11 protein-coding genes and 1 pseudogene are annotated in these 13,490 nt (G+C 66.4%); 6 read left to right on the forward strand and 6 right to left on the reverse strand.

Translation table 11 applies throughout. The annotated features are described in order from the left end of the window. Nucleotides 1–139: 139 nt before the first annotated feature. Entirely contained in the window at nucleotides 140–331 is a 192-nt protein-coding gene (locus tag APZ21_RS33400; RefSeq protein ID WP_082393517.1) for a YbdD/YjiX family protein, read from the reverse strand. Continuing rightward, on the reverse strand, nucleotides 328–2,583 hold the full coding sequence (locus APZ21_RS28155; RefSeq protein ID WP_054816310.1) for a carbon starvation CstA family protein: 2,256 nt from the start codon (nucleotides 2,581–2,583) through the stop codon (nucleotides 328–330). Before APZ21_RS28155 ends, APZ21_RS33400 begins: the two co-directional genes overlap by 4 nt. Nucleotides 2,584–3,066: 483 nt before the next feature. On the opposite strand from APZ21_RS28155, the pseudogene APZ21_RS28160 reads away from it, so the two are divergent. Continuing rightward, nucleotides 3,067–3,417: pseudogene (locus APZ21_RS28160) on the forward strand (carbohydrate ABC transporter permease); the annotation flags it as partial. A gap of 6 nt (nucleotides 3,418–3,423) precedes the next feature. On the opposite strand, the gene APZ21_RS28165 reads toward APZ21_RS28160, so the two are convergent. Together APZ21_RS28165 and APZ21_RS28170 are read right to left on the reverse strand one after the other, a co-directional pair. Next, nucleotides 3,424–3,846 carry a VOC family protein gene (locus tag APZ21_RS28165; protein WP_063125149.1) on the reverse strand — a complete coding sequence of 141 codons (423 nt, stop codon included), beginning with the start codon at nucleotides 3,844–3,846 and terminating at the stop codon, nucleotides 3,424–3,426. A gap of 10 nt (nucleotides 3,847–3,856) precedes the next feature. Next, nucleotides 3,857–4,693, reverse strand: a complete 837-nt coding sequence (locus APZ21_RS28170) for a helix-turn-helix domain-containing protein (protein WP_054816386.1) — start codon at nucleotides 4,691–4,693, stop codon at nucleotides 3,857–3,859. 176 nt (nucleotides 4,694–4,869) lie between these two features. On the opposite strand from APZ21_RS28170, the gene ychF reads away from it, so the two are divergent. The 5 genes from ychF to APZ21_RS28190 all read left to right on the forward strand — a co-directional run bounded on the left by ychF (nucleotide 4,870) and on the right by APZ21_RS28190 (nucleotide 10,421). Next, nucleotides 4,870–5,964: a redox-regulated ATPase YchF gene (gene ychF / locus APZ21_RS28175; protein WP_054816311.1), complete on the forward strand. Its 1,095-nt coding sequence runs from the start codon at nucleotides 4,870–4,872 to the stop codon at nucleotides 5,962–5,964. A gap of 331 nt (nucleotides 5,965–6,295) precedes the next feature. Further along, the gene (locus APZ21_RS34460) at nucleotides 6,296–6,685 is read left to right on the forward strand and encodes a PIN domain-containing protein (RefSeq protein ID WP_156371375.1); all 390 of its coding nucleotides are present in this window, start codon (nucleotides 6,296–6,298) and stop codon (nucleotides 6,683–6,685) included. Between the two features lie 378 nt (nucleotides 6,686–7,063). After that, nucleotides 7,064–7,567, forward strand: a complete 504-nt coding sequence (locus tag APZ21_RS28180; protein WP_156371376.1) for a hypothetical protein — start codon at nucleotides 7,064–7,066, stop codon at nucleotides 7,565–7,567. Then, nucleotides 7,564–8,952: a KGGVGR-motif variant AAA ATPase gene (locus APZ21_RS28185; protein ID WP_054816313.1), complete on the forward strand. Its 1,389-nt coding sequence runs from the start codon at nucleotides 7,564–7,566 to the stop codon at nucleotides 8,950–8,952. The genes APZ21_RS28180 and APZ21_RS28185 overlap by 4 nt, the downstream gene beginning before the upstream one ends. Then, nucleotides 8,949–10,421 (forward strand): hypothetical protein, encoded by a 1,473-nt coding sequence (locus tag APZ21_RS28190; protein WP_054816314.1) that lies wholly within the window; start codon nucleotides 8,949–8,951, stop codon nucleotides 10,419–10,421. The genes APZ21_RS28185 and APZ21_RS28190 overlap by 4 nt, the downstream gene beginning before the upstream one ends. 45 nt (nucleotides 10,422–10,466) lie before the next feature. On the opposite strand, the gene APZ21_RS36080 is transcribed toward APZ21_RS28190, so the two are convergent. Continuing rightward, a complete protein-coding gene (locus APZ21_RS36080; RefSeq protein ID WP_156371377.1) occupies nucleotides 10,467–12,059 on the reverse strand; it encodes an HD domain-containing phosphohydrolase in 1,593 nt (530 codons plus the stop codon). An 87-nt stretch (nucleotides 12,060–12,146) separates the two neighbouring features. Then, the gene (locus APZ21_RS28200) at nucleotides 12,147–13,466 is read right to left on the reverse strand and encodes a tetratricopeptide repeat protein (protein WP_054816315.1); all 1,320 of its coding nucleotides are present in this window, start codon (nucleotides 13,464–13,466) and stop codon (nucleotides 12,147–12,149) included. Between the last annotated feature and the right edge of the window lie 24 nt (nucleotides 13,467–13,490).

The following is a 13,490-nucleotide window of genomic DNA, read 5'->3' on the forward strand; positions in this document are numbered from 1 at the left end:
TTGGTTGTTGCGTTGGTGTGTCGGGTGTTTCTTGGGCTGGGGTACGGGTGGGTGCGGGTTGAGCTGGGAGACATGGGGGTTGGAGACCACATGCTTGCCGGAAAGCACAGGGAATGGGCGGGGGGCGTCTGAGCCGTTGTCAGCAGCAGCGTTGCTGGGGATTACGGTCGGCTTCGGCGTAGCGGTCACGCCAGTACTGCTTTTCGGTGGGGATGGGGTGGTGGGGGTGGGCTCGGCGCAGATGTTCTGTGTAGCGGCGGTAGTCCTGTCCGCCGAGTACCGAACTGAACCACCAGACGACGGCCCGCGCCACGGCTCGCACCGATGTCATGACATACGGTCCGCGTGCGCGGCGCCGGGGGCGCGCACGGTGCCCGCGGCGATCAACGCGTCCCACTCCCGCTGCACCTCCCGCTCGGCGGGGGTGGGCAGGAATCCGCTCGGCGCGAAGATCTTCGACGGTTCCTCGGGCGCTTCGGTGGTCTCCGCGCCGCCGCGCAGGGAGCGTACGGACACGATCGCGCCGACGACCGCGACGATCAGCACCAGCACCGCGAACACGATCGAGAGGGAACCCTGGATGAAGGTGTTGCGTATCGCGGTGTCCACCTGATCGGGTTTCGCGGTGAGACAGCCTTTTCCGGCTGCCTTGGCCGCCTCGCACAGGCTGTGCTGTTTCCAGTAGCCGAGTTTGGGATCGGCGGAGAAGATCTTCTGCCAGGACGCGGTCATGGTGACCACGAGGTCCCAGACGAGCGGGATCCCTGGAATCCAAGCGTATTTCGCCAAACCCTTCTTGATCACGATGACCAGCACCACGGTCAGCGCGACGGCCGCGAGTAGCTGATTGGCGATGCCGAACAGCGGATAGAGCGCGTTGATACCGCCGAATGGATCGTGCACACCCATCAACAGCACCGATCCCCAGGCCGCGACCACGACGAGCGAGCACAGCCACGCGCCGACCCGCCACGACGGGTCCTTGAACGCGCGCAGCGGTCCGCCGAAATTGCCGAGCGCGTCGGAGACGATGAACCTCGCGACCCGGGTGCCCGCGTCGATGGTGGTGAGGATGAACAGCGCCTCGAACATGATCGCGAAGTGGTACCAGAAAGATTTCATGGCCGCGCCGCCGAGGAACTGCGAGAACACCTGGGAGATGCCTACGGCGAGGGTCGGCGCGCCGCCGGTGCGCGAGATGATGGACTTCTCACCGACATCGGCCGCGGCCTGACCGAAATCGGCCGGGGTCGCGGGCGGTCCTGACAGTCCGAGCGAATTGGTGTACGCGGCGGCGGTTTCGGGGGTGTTGCCGGTGAGCGCGCCCGAGGCGTTCATGCCGAAGTACAGGTGCTGGTCGATGATCGAGGCGGTGATGATCGCCATGACCGCGACGAAGGATTCCATCAGCATGCCGCCGTAGCCGATCATGCGCGCATGCGATTCCTTCTCGAGCAGTTTCGGTGTGGTGCCGGAGGAGACCAGCGCGTGGAAGCCGGACAGCGCGCCGCACGCGATGGTGATGAACAGGAACGGGAACAGGCTGCCCGCGAAGGCGGGACCGTTGCCCTTGCTCGCGAAACTCGAGATCGCGGGCGCTTCGAGCACCGGCATGGTGATGAGGATGCCGATGGCGAGCAGTCCGATGGTGCCGATCTTCATGAACGTCGACAGGTAGTCGCGGGGCGCGAGCAGCAGCCACACCGGCAGCACGGAGGCCACGAAGCCGTAGCCGATGAGCAACCAGGCGATGGTGGTGGTCGAGAGGGTGAACCAACTCTCGCCCCAACTCGTCTCCGACACCCACCCGCCCGAGACGATGGCGAGCAGCAGCAGCGTGATGCCGATCGCGGACACCTCGCCGACCTTGCCCGGCCGCAGATAGCGCAGGTATACGCCCATGAACACGGCGATGGGGATGGTCATGCCGATCGAGAAGACACCCCAGGGACTTTCGCCCAGCGCGTTGACCACGACCAGGGCGAGCACCGCGAGCAGGATCATCATGATGACCAGCACCGCGACGATGGCGGCGACTCCGCCCACCGTGCCGAGTTCGTCGCGCGCCATCTGACCGAGGCTGCGTCCGCGCCGTTTGGTCGAGGCCCACAACACCAGGTAGTCCTGCACCGCCCCCGCGAAGACCACGCCGACGACGATCCAGATGGTGCCGGGCAGATAGCCCATCTGCGCGGCCAGCACCGGGCCGACCAGCGGACCCGCGCCCGCGATGGCGGCGAAGTGGTGGCCGAACAGCACCCTGCGATCCATCGGCAGGTAATCCCTGCCGTTCTCGAGAATTTCGGCGGGCGTGGCCACGTCGTCGCGCGGTCTGGTGATCTTCCATTCGATGTACTTGGCGTAGCACCGGTAGGCGATGACGTAGGTGCAGACCGCCGCGATCACTATCCAGACGGCGTTGACGTTCTCCCCGCGCGCGACGGCCAGAATCGCCCATGCCACCGCACCGAGCGCCGCGATCGCGGCGAGGATCGCCTTCTTGGGCGCGGTCAGCGGGGTTCGGTCGACGACGCCCACCGGTGGCAGATCGGAATCGGTCCGCAGATATTCGATTGCCGCCATCTGACCACTCTCCCGTGAACGCGTCGGGGTGTTGCCGAAACAGCAGACAACGTAGCCGATCGGTGACCGTTATCGGGGCGAAATTCCGCTATCGCAAGACGATTGTCGGAAGTCGTCCCGTGTGTCGGTGACCCTTTGCGTGTTGCCGAAAGTATGCTGCCATGCCGTCCGTATTGCGTTGCCACCGTTGGGAGGAGAGCCCTACCTGACTGGATCGCTACGACACCTTCACCGCGGCAACGGCTCTCACCGAACACGGTGGGACGCCGGGCAGCACCCCGTGGGATTTCGTGGACGCGTGGTCCCGTACTTCTCGGCGGCATGCTCCGGCATGAACAACGGCGCGCGGTGTGGTTCACCCCGGCGGTGCGGCCCGCAGGGTCAACTCGATGACCCGCGCTTCGCCGAGGGATTCGAGTTCTACGCCGATCCGGCGGTGCGTCATCGGGTCGCGCCACGGGTCGGCGAACAGCGGTCGGTGTACGAACGCTGCCCGTCGAACTGGAGGAGGCGGCGATCTTGGACGGCTGCACCACCTGGCAGGTCTACCGGCGGATCCTGCTCCCGCACACCCGGCCCGCCCTGACGGTGCTCGCCGTCCTCACCTGGATCTCGGTACGGAACGATTTCCTCTGGCCGCTGGTCATGATCCAGCGCAACGAATACGCCACCGCCACACTGGGTCTGGTCCGGTTGCAGGGCCAGTACCACACCCGGTGGCCGATACTCATGGCGGCGGCGGTCATCGTGCTCCTGCCGTTGGCGGTTATCTATGCCCTCGCCCAGCGCGCGCTCGTGCGCGGTATCGCCATGTCGGGAATGGGCGGGCGCTGACCGCGCTCACTCCCCGGCGTAGGTGCCGAAACTCCAGATATTGCCCTCGGGATCGCGCGCCGAGAATCCGCGCGAACCGTAGTCCTCGTCGCGCATCTCCCGCACGATCTCCGCACCGGCCGCCTTCGCCCGGACGAACAGCGCGTCGGGTTCCTCGCACACCACGTAGATCAGTTCACCGCCCGGTTCCCGGCGGCCGAACGGCGTCTCGTCCTTGCCCGCGCTGCCGAACATGACACCGCCGCCCAGCGGCCAGCGCAGTTCACCGTGTTCGACCACGGACGGGTCGCCCTCGCGGTCGTACACGGCGGTCAGTTCGAAGCCGAAGGCCCGCACCAGGAAATCCGCCGTCGCGCGGGCATCGCGCAGGGCGAGGCAGGGCCACACGCCCGCGGCGAGACGGGTCAGGGGTTCTGTGTTGTCTGTCATGGTTCCAGCATCAATCCCGGCCATCGGAGGTGTCTTGGACGGATGTAACTTCCTGTGCCAACCACAGCGTCGGACTGCATCCGGCCAGGTCGGCGAAATCGCGATCGAGGTGGGACTGGTCGTAGTAACCGCAGGCCGCCGCGACCTGGGCGATCGTGACACGCGAAGGGATGTGCCCGATCATGCGCCGCGCCCGCTCGAACCGCGTGATCCGCGCCGCCAGCTTCGGACTCACCCCGAATTCCGCGCCGAAGCGTCGGGCCAGATGCTGACGGCTCCACCCGATCCGGTCGGCGACCATCCCGATCGAAGCGGAACCGCCGCTGTCCACCAGCGCCCGCCACGCCGACGACAACTCCGGGGTGACCAGTCGGGTCGGATCGGCCAGCCGGCCGAGCACCTCGTCGCAGATCGCGAACCGCCGCGACCACGGTGCGAGCCCCTGCAACCGCTCCCACAGTTCGTCGCCCACCGGCCCCGCCACATCCGCGCACTCGAGCGAGGTATTCCACAGCAGGCTCGCGGGCAGACCGAACAGCGTCCGGCACCCCATGGGTGTCAGCGCGATCGTCACCCCTTCCTGATCACCCGAATGCGCGATCGAGGCCGAACTGGCCTGCAATCCGCTCAATACGCACCGGTAGTCCTCCGGCCGCTGGCGCGGGTCGGTCTGGGCGACCACGTCGATGGTCGCTCCGATGGACACGATGAAGGTGAGGTGACGCGATGGCAGGCCCCTGTGCAGGCCCGCCGGATAACCCGTCATGCGATAGCCGAGGTAGTGGTCGATGACCCCCGCCAACGCGGGCGCCGGGCGTGCCTTCACCACCTCGGTGGTCGGCTCCATGGCCGTCACGCTACCCTCCGAGCCGCCGCGCGCAACCGGCTCGCGCTCGGGCCCGCCGACGGGCGCCGCACGGTCGCACGAGGGCATCGATGGCCGGGCCGATCCGGGCAAGGTCGTGCTGATCCCGCAGCACCGGACGCGGGAGGCGCCCGTCGTCCGCGTAGACTCCCTACCTCGTGAGTCTCACCCTCGGAATCGTCGGCCTGCCCAACGTCGGAAAGTCGACGCTGTTCAACGCGCTGACCAAGAACGACGTGCTGGCCGCGAACTACCCGTTCGCGACGATCGAGCCGAACGTCGGGGTGGTGCCGCTGCCCGATCCACGCCTCGACAAGCTCGCCGAGATATTCGGCTCCGAGCGCACCGTGCCTGCCACGGTCTCCTTCGTCGATATCGCGGGCATTGTGAAGGGCGCCTCCGAAGGAGCGGGACTCGGCAATAAATTCCTCGCCAATATCCGCGAAGCCGACGCCATCTGCCAGGTCGTGCGCGTCTTCGCCGACGACGACGTGGTGCACGTCGACGGCAAGGTCGACCCGACCGCCGATATCGAGGTCATCGAAACCGAACTCATCCTCGCCGATCTGCAAACCCTCGAGAAGGCGGTCCCGCGCTTCGAGAAGGAAGCCAAGATCAAGAAGGAGCGCAAACCGCTCGCCGACGCGGCCAAGACCGCCCAGGAGATCCTCAACGGCGGCACCACCCTGTTCGCCGCGGGTGACAAGGTCGACACCGAACTGCTGAAGGAACTGTCGCTGCTCACCACCAAGCCGTTCCTCTACGTCTTCAACGCCGACGAATCCGTGCTCACCGACGCGGCCAAGGTCGCCGAACTGAAAGCCGCGGTGGCCCCCGCAGACGCCGTCTTCCTGGACGCCAAGGTCGAAGCCGAACTCCTCGAACTCGACGACGAATCCGCCCTGGAGCTCCTCGAATCCATCGGCCAAACCGAACCCGGCCTGCACGCCCTCGCCCGCGCGGGCTTCCACACCCTCGGCCTCCAGACCTACCTCACCGCGGGCCCCAAAGAAGCCCGAGCCTGGACCATCCACCGGGGCGACACCGCCCCCAAGGCCGCGGGCGTCATCCACACCGATTTCGAACGCGGCTTCATCAAAGCCGAAATCGTCGCTTTCGACGATCTGGTGGAAGCAGGCTCCATGGCCGCCGCCAAGGCCGCGGGCAAGGTCCGCATGGAAGGCAAGGACTACGTCATGTCCGACGGCGACGTAGTCGAGTTCCGCAGCGGATTAGCGTCTGCGAAGAAGTAGCGCGACGCGCGCATCGCTGCTGGTAAAGGCCGCTGAGCCCTCACCTGGCACGTCCAATGGCCTCTCGTGAACAGTCGGCACGACCTCGCACTCCAGGTGAGGTTTGGTCCCCTGGGTCGGACGTTCGCCTAGGCTTGTCAGGAGTCGCGGCCGACGGTAGATGCCCGGTGACTTCTAGCGTTGTAAACACAAAGACGGCCTCTCCTGCGGAGAGGCCGTCGAGCCAACCGCCGCGAGGCGGTGGCGGGGTACAGAGCAGCATAACGCATGGATGGCGTGCCCAGTACTAGACCTGCGTCACGCATCCCTACGCCCGAAAGCTGCCATACCGGTGTCCGAAAAGTTCTCGGTCTACGTCGATGGGTTCAATCTGTACTACGGACTCAAGGCGAAGAGCGCGCACAAGTATCCATGGCTCGACCTGGTCAAACTTGCCGAGCGCCTTCGCCCGCGAAGCACCTTGGCCAAGGTTCACTACTTCACCGCGCTGGTGCTGAACGATGCGCAGGGCGCGGCGCGTCAGAGCGACTATCTGGCTGCGTTGAAAGCTACGAACGGCAGCCGGATCGAGATCGTCCAGGGGAGATACCAGTCGAAGACGACGGCATGCCGCCAATGTGAGAGGTCAGTGGCAGGGCGCTCACCGGCGAGCGATCGAACCGAGCCGTCCTCGACCTCGCGTTGCGCCGGCTCATCGCTTCGAAGCAGAAGGGCGCGATGATCGACGGTATCGCAGGATTGACCGACCTCGAGAACGAACTCGGCGCGCCGGTGGTGTCTCCGGGTGAGCCCCATCCCGCGTGACCGACTACCTGGTAGACAACTCGGTCTGGGCAAGGCCGGCTACTGGAGACCCGGGTGTCATCGCGCGGCTGCGGCGCATCGAGCGAGCGCCGTCCGATTTCTGGGCGATGAAGACGACCCGTCTGCTCGGTTCGTGTCGATGGTGGCGAATGGAATATGGCTAGGCACAAGAGATTTCTCGTGCTCGAGCCGAATGAGCAGCGCTGCGTGAATCTCTCTCGGCGTGACAAGGAAGTGAGCCGGAGCGAGGCGTCCGTATAGCGATTCTGGCGAACCTCATCCTATGATCCCTTGCGTGTCGGGGACTTTGGGGACGTCGTCAGCAGCATCGCCTGAGCACCACTACGCTTGCGCCGCTGAGCGGCACCACAGGGACGCCGTCTACCTCCACGATAGTGGTCGCCTACCCAACGCCGACTACCACTTCGGCTTCGCGGTGGAGTGCGCGCTGAAGAGTTTGCTGCTCAGATTCACGTCCGCCACAATGGCTCCGAAGAAGCCCGGGAAGCCTCCCGCAGTCGCCCCGTGGGTGAAGGATCCGGCGACGGGCAAAGTGAGCCACGAGTACGGCCATTTGCCTTGGCTCGCAGCTGATATCGCGCTGCTGACGCATGGACGGTCCGCGGCCAAATTGGCGGCAGTGCTCGGCAACCTCACAGCGTTCGACTCATGGTCGGTCGGCCAGCGTTACCTCGACGGAACCGCGGTCGCGGAAGCTGACGTATCGCAGCGGCGTACCGTGTCGCGAGAGATCCTTACCTTGCATGAGCAGGCCCTGATCACCGGAAGGCTGCAGTGAATCTCTCCCCTGCCCCAGTTCGTTTCGACAATGCTCGTCCTCGTGCCCTGGAGATTGCCTACGAGGTAGCTGCCCAGGGAATTGACGTGTTGCTCGTCCGGGATGTGCTGGGCCGGTTCGCACTCGTCGTCGACGACCGCGAGAACGATGTGCCGACCGAGCATGCGACCGCTTGGAGTGAGCGTCTGATCACCGGCCTGCATAGGTACGCCGCAGACCGGCCTCTGCTCCTGGCCTCGGGAATGTTCTCGGCCGACGACTTGCTCGGATCGGAGCGTGCCCAGCCCGACCCGCTATACCTCCGTGCAGAGGGACACGGCAGCGTCCGTCTTCTGGACAACACCGTGGTTGGGGAGGATTGGGCCCAAGTTTCGACGCCAGCTGTCGAGTTCGATGGGTCACGCACCCACCGCACCGCTTTGTACGGGTTCAAGGGCGGCGTCGGCCGGAGCACCGCTACCGCCATCCTCGCTCGCCACCTCGCCGACCAAGGGCACATTGTCCTAGTTGTGGATTTGGACCTGGAATCTCCTGGAGCCGGTCCGCTACTCGCGGCTGGGGCACGACTGCCTCTGCACGGTATCGTTGACCAACTCGTCGAGTCCGCCGTGGACAATGCGGACGGCCTGGAACTTGTAGCTCCTACCGGCTACAACCCCCGTACTGGCCGGGGCGAGCTATGGGTGGCGCCGGCACGCGGTCGGGACGCCGAGGGCGTTCCTTACTCCTACGTCGACAAGCTCAACCGGGTTTACGCTGACATCCCGGGCATGGACTTCGCTGACCGACTGGCCGCCGCGGTCCGTGCTTGCGAGTGCGCTGTAGCTCGAGAGAGCGAGAGCGGCCGACGCCCCAACATTGTCCTCCTCGACAGCCGCGCAGGAATTCATGACATCGCCGCCGTAACCATCTCTCGGCTGTGCGACCTTGCCCTGCTGTTCGGGGCGGACAACAAGCAGACGTGGGGCGGCTACGGCGATCTGTTCTTCGCCTGGCGCTCTTCAGGGCAAGCCCGCGCGATCCGGGAGAAGCTCCGAATGGTCGCGTCCATGGTCCCAGACTCACCGCAACGCCCTATGGACGGATATTTGGACTCATTTCGCGAGCACTCCTGGGAGTGCTTCTCCGTCCTGTACGACGACGACCTCCCGGAGCCGGATACCCGTCAGCTCATCCCAGGAGCATTTTCTCCATCCATGGAAGATGATTCAGCTCCGCACCACCCGATTCCCATCCTCTTCGAGCCCGGTTTGGTCGGTCTGGACGCGGACAAGGCGGCGGGTTGGCAGGACCGGGCTTTCGTGCAGGCGGCGTACCGTGACTTCCTGACTATCGCAACCTTATTGATCACCGCCAATCCACAGAGCGACGAAGGACCGCGATGAGGACTGTACTGGGGGCCGAAGAATACCGGGAACTACTCTCCGTGGCGCTGCCCGAGGCCACGGACGCCGACACGATTCTTCCGAATCTACACACTCTGTTCACCCCTGACAGCCACCGCGTCGCGCTCTACGTCGACAGCACCGTTGTGCGAGGCGGCAGGGGTGTCGGCAAGACCTTCTGGTATCGCTCGCTACTCGATGAAACCTTACGTGAAGTCGCCGCCGAGGAATACGGGATCGAACGGCTGCGGCAACTCACAGTTTCTCCGGGGTACGGAGCCGGCGTTGAGCCTGATCTGTACCCGGGCACCGGCGTATTGCGGCAGCTCGTGGAGGAGGGCGTGCGACCCTACAACCTGTGGTATGCCGTACTGCTGACTGCTCTCGGCCAATCTGAGCTGCACGAACTTCCGGAATGGCGCGACCGGGTCAGGTGGGTACGTGCCAATCCTGGCGCGGCGGAACGCACCATACAGAAAGCGGATCAAGCGGCACAGCACAGCAGAACTACGCACCTGATGATCTTCGACGCCTTGGAACATCTCCACCGCGATCGTGCCCAAGCTGACCGGCTGGTCGGCGGTATCCTAGAACTCGCTCTCGCTATGCGGCTGGGCACTCGCAACATCCGGTGCAAGGTGTTCATTCGCCCGGACATGTTCGAGGGTGCACTTCTCCACTTTCCTGATGCCTCCAAACTCACGGCCAATGCCGCTGGCCTGACCTGGTCCAACGCGAATCTGTATGGCTTGCTCTTCCACTACATGGGTAATCACGACAGCGACTATGCGGAGCGATTCCGCCGCCTCACGGGTGTCTGGGAAACTGACGCATTCGGCCGTCGCCATATCCCCCCCGCCCGGCTCAGGGCCGACGAGCGATACCAGGCTGAACAGTTCGCGCAGCTCGCCAGCCCCTACATGGGAGCCAACTACCGCAAGGGCAACACCTATACCTGGCTCCCCAACCATCTGATGGATGGCGTCGAGCAGGTCAGCCCACGCAGCTTTCTCAGTGCTTTGAACAAGGCGGTTGCCGAGACACGCGGCACGTACGCAGGCCATGAGTACGCCCTGCACCATGAGGGCATCCGCCGAGGCGTGCAGACGGCGTCCGAATCCCGGGTGAAGGAGGTCGGCGAGGATATGCCGTGGGTTCAGCTGGCCGTCAATCCGCTGGCCGGTCGGCAAGTCCCCATCGAGGAGGATTCGGTCATCGAGGAGTGGCGCGAGGCCGGGCTGACCGAGGTACTGCGCAAGGAGGCCGAGAGGTACGAGGTGGGAACGGAGGAGGACACACTCGTCCGCACCGGCCCCCGCTACCCGGACGACCCGGTCCGCTTGATCGAGGAGCTGATTGCTCTTGGCGTAATGCGCCGGCGACGTGATGGGCGTATCGACTTGCCCGACGTGTACCGGATCGCCTTCAACATCGGCCGAAAGGGTGGCGTACCAAGGGTCGCAAGCTGACCGCTGTGGTTCAGCCGTCAACATTATGCGCCCCTACACCGACGGTCAGTCGGGGAGTAGGCCGTGTTCCATGGCGAAGACGGCGGCGCCCGCGCGGGTGCGGCGGCCTGTCTTGTCGTAGATGTGGGCCAGGTGGTGGCCTACGGTGCGTTCGGAGAGGGTCAGTTCGGCGGCTATCAGGCGGTTGGAGAGGCCACGGGCGGCGAGGCGGAGGACTTCCACCTCGCGTTCGGTGAGACCGCAGGGGTATTCGGTGCGGGGTTTGCGCAGGCCCGCGGCCTCGAGGACGGCGGCGCAGGCCGTGGCGTCGAGGTGGCCCGCGGTGGCCGCGGACAGCAGGGTGCGGGCGGCCTGGTCTGGGGTGTGCGCGGGGCGGTGCGGGCGGGATTCGGTCAGGGCGGCGAAGACGTCGGCGGCGGCGAGGATGCGGGCGGGACGGGATTGGTCGTGGCCGCGGACGCCGCGGTGGTAGCCGCTGCCGTCGAGGCGTTCGTGGTGGCCCGACGCGATCTCGCGCAGATCGGACAGGCCGGGGCAGCGTTGCAGGACGCGGTCGGTCCAGTAGGTGTGCAGGCGGACCCGTTCCCAATCGCCCGCGCTGAGCGGTCCGGGACGATCCCAGATCGCCGAGGACACCGCGACCCGGCCGATGTCGTGGAGCAGGGCGGCGGCACGCAGGGTGTCGAGATCGGGCGCGTCGAGGCCGGCGAGGGAACCGGCGGCGTGGGCGAGGTCGGCGGTGTGGCCGGAGTGGCCGAGTAGCCAGCGGCCTTTCAGGTCGACGACTATGGCAAGCGCCTGACAGAGGCCGATCCGCTCGGCCGGCCGAACATACAGTGGGACACCGGGTTCGGCGCGCATGGCCGCGGCCAACGCGTCGGGCACGTCCAGGCAGTCCCAGACCTCACCCTTGGCGAACAGTTCGACCAGGTGCGGATCGAGATGTCCGCCTGCGCGCCTGCGCAATTCGGCGATGGCGCCGCGGCGTCCGAGGGTGGCGGCCGCCAGGATCGCCTGTTCGGCGACATGGACGATCCGGCCCGGCAACGAAATGTCCTCGCCGCGAAGCTGTTCGGGCGCACCGAGACCGTCCCACCGTTCTTTCACCTCGGTGAGCGCGAGCACCGCGGCATCGGGCAGCCCGAGTCTCGGCCCGAGCGCACGGCTGACCTCGCAGACCGAACGCACCGCCGTGGAGCGCTGCGCGGGTGTGGTGGTGACGAGTCGTTCGCGCACCTGTGGCCGGACCTCGGGGGCCCATGCGCCGAATTGGCTGACCTGCGCGGCGTGTACGGCGGGATCACCGGGGTCGAGCACGTGGTAGACCTGCTGGAAGGCGATGTCGTCGGCGAAGGCCGCGGCGTTCTCGGAGGCGCGGCTGGTGCAGCCGACCGCGCCGAGCAATGCCGCGTGGAACACGACCCGCCGGTCGGCCTCGTCGAGACCGACCTGTTCGGCGAGCGCGGTCGCGACCAGACAGGTCGACAAACCCTTCTCGAACGGCGCCCCGGTCGCCAGATCGGTGGTCAGCGACAGAGCGGCGAGAACCTCGGTGACCCGGATCGCCGCGGATGGGTCGGTCGGTCGGATGGTGGATCTTCGAGGATCGTCGCCGATAGGCCCCGCGGTACCGCTCACGCACCTACGGTATCGCGGGCGAGGTCTCGGTGGACGCTGCTCGGTGGTCGGCACGATGCGCGGTTTCGGACAGCCGTCTTCACTCGGTCAGCGCGCGGCGAGCGTCTCCAGCGCATGTCGGGCGCGCGGTGCGTGCAGGGGTGAGAAATGCGGGTTGATGCGCAGCGAGTCGGTGAGTGCGGCCGCCGCTTCGTCCGGGCGGCCCAGCGCGGCGAGGATCATCCCCCGGTGATAGGCGTGGGTCGCGTTGCGCCAGCCCAGGTCCGCGGCGCGCTCGGCGTATCCGATCGCCTCGGCGTCGCGACCGGCTTTGTGCAGCGCCCAAGCGAGTACGTCCGCGGTGATCACACTCTGGCGGCGGTCGTATTCCAGCTGCGCGAGCCGGACCGCCTCGGCCGGATCCCCGTGTTCGGACGCGAGTTGGGCGGCGTCGACGTTCTCGGTGGCGCCCTGTGCTTCCAGTCGCGCGAACTGTTCGGCGATCTCCCGGAATTTCGCGGCCGCCTCTACGGGTCTGCCCGCGGCCTCGAGGAGTTCACCCCATTCGATCAGGTACTCGGGTAGCGGCGCTCGCGCGGTCAGCGCCTCGTATTGCGCTATGGCACCGGCGAAGTCGGCACGGGCGGCGGCGACCTTGGCGATGCCCTGACGCAGCGCCGCGTTGTCCGGTGCGGCGAGCAGTCCCGCGCGGTATTCGGATTCCGCGCCGTCGACGTCGCCGGTGTTGAAGGCGAGTTCGCCGATGTGGTAGCGGCAGAACGCGATCTGATCGGCGGTGGTCGCCGCGGCCAGAGCCATGCGCAGCGCCCGCCGCGCGTCCTCGGTGCGGCCGTGCAGTTCGAGGTCGTACGCGGCGCGGGTGAACGACGGCACGCCGGGGCGCAGGTCGAGCATGCGCTGGACAGCCGCGGTCGCCGCATCGGTGTCACCGAGTTGGGTGTAGGCGTCGACGAGGACGCCGTACACGTCGGCGCTCTCGGGCCGGAGTGCGCGGGCCTGTTCGCCGTAGCCGCGGGCGGCGCCGAAGTCGTGCAGCGCGTTGGACAATGCGCCAAGGCCGATCAACGCCTCGGCATTGTCTTCGGGCCTCAGTTCCAGTGACCGATCCAGGGCACGGCGCGCCGCACCGTAGTTCTCCGGGTCACCCGTAATGCGCGCGAGCTCGACATAGGAGGCGCCGAGGCCGGCCCAAGCGGCTGTGTTGCCGGGAACGCGATCCAATTGCTCTCTGGTCCTGGCGATTTCGACCAGGATCGGGCCGGCGGGATCGGCTCCGGTGGTCTGCCGTCCCGCGGGCGGATCATCGGGCAGCGCCGCCCGCACGCTGATGACGGCGGCGAGGACACCCATCGAGACGAGTGCGATGAGAGCCGGTCTGTGGAAGATGCGAAAAGGGAAGTGGGGCATGACGAATCCTGTGGTGTGAGGTGG

Source organism: Nocardia arizonensis (assembly GCF_001310275.1).
In the GTDB taxonomy this organism is placed as follows: Bacteria; Actinomycetota; Actinomycetes; order Mycobacteriales; family Mycobacteriaceae; genus Nocardia; species Nocardia arizonensis.

What these genes read in the sequence shown, in the direction of transcription:
- APZ21_RS28200 (WP_054816315.1), bottom strand. Translation starts at nt 13,466, where the DNA reads ATGCCCCACTTCCCTTTTCGCATCTTCCACAGACCGGCTCTCATCGCA.
- APZ21_RS28170 (WP_054816386.1), bottom strand. Translation starts at nt 4,693, where the DNA reads ATGGAGCCGACCACCGAGGTGGTGAAGGCACGCCCGGCGCCCGCGTTG.
- APZ21_RS28165 (WP_063125149.1), bottom strand. Translation starts at nt 3,846, where the DNA reads ATGACAGACAACACAGAACCCCTGACCCGTCTCGCCGCGGGCGTGTGG.
- APZ21_RS33400 (WP_082393517.1), bottom strand. Translation starts at nt 331, where the DNA reads ATGACATCGGTGCGAGCCGTGGCGCGGGCCGTCGTCTGGTGGTTCAGT.
- APZ21_RS28155 (WP_054816310.1), bottom strand. Translation starts at nt 2,583, where the DNA reads ATGGCGGCAATCGAATATCTGCGGACCGATTCCGATCTGCCACCGGTG.
- APZ21_RS28190 (WP_054816314.1), top strand. Translation starts at nt 8,949, where the DNA reads ATGAGGACTGTACTGGGGGCCGAAGAATACCGGGAACTACTCTCCGTG.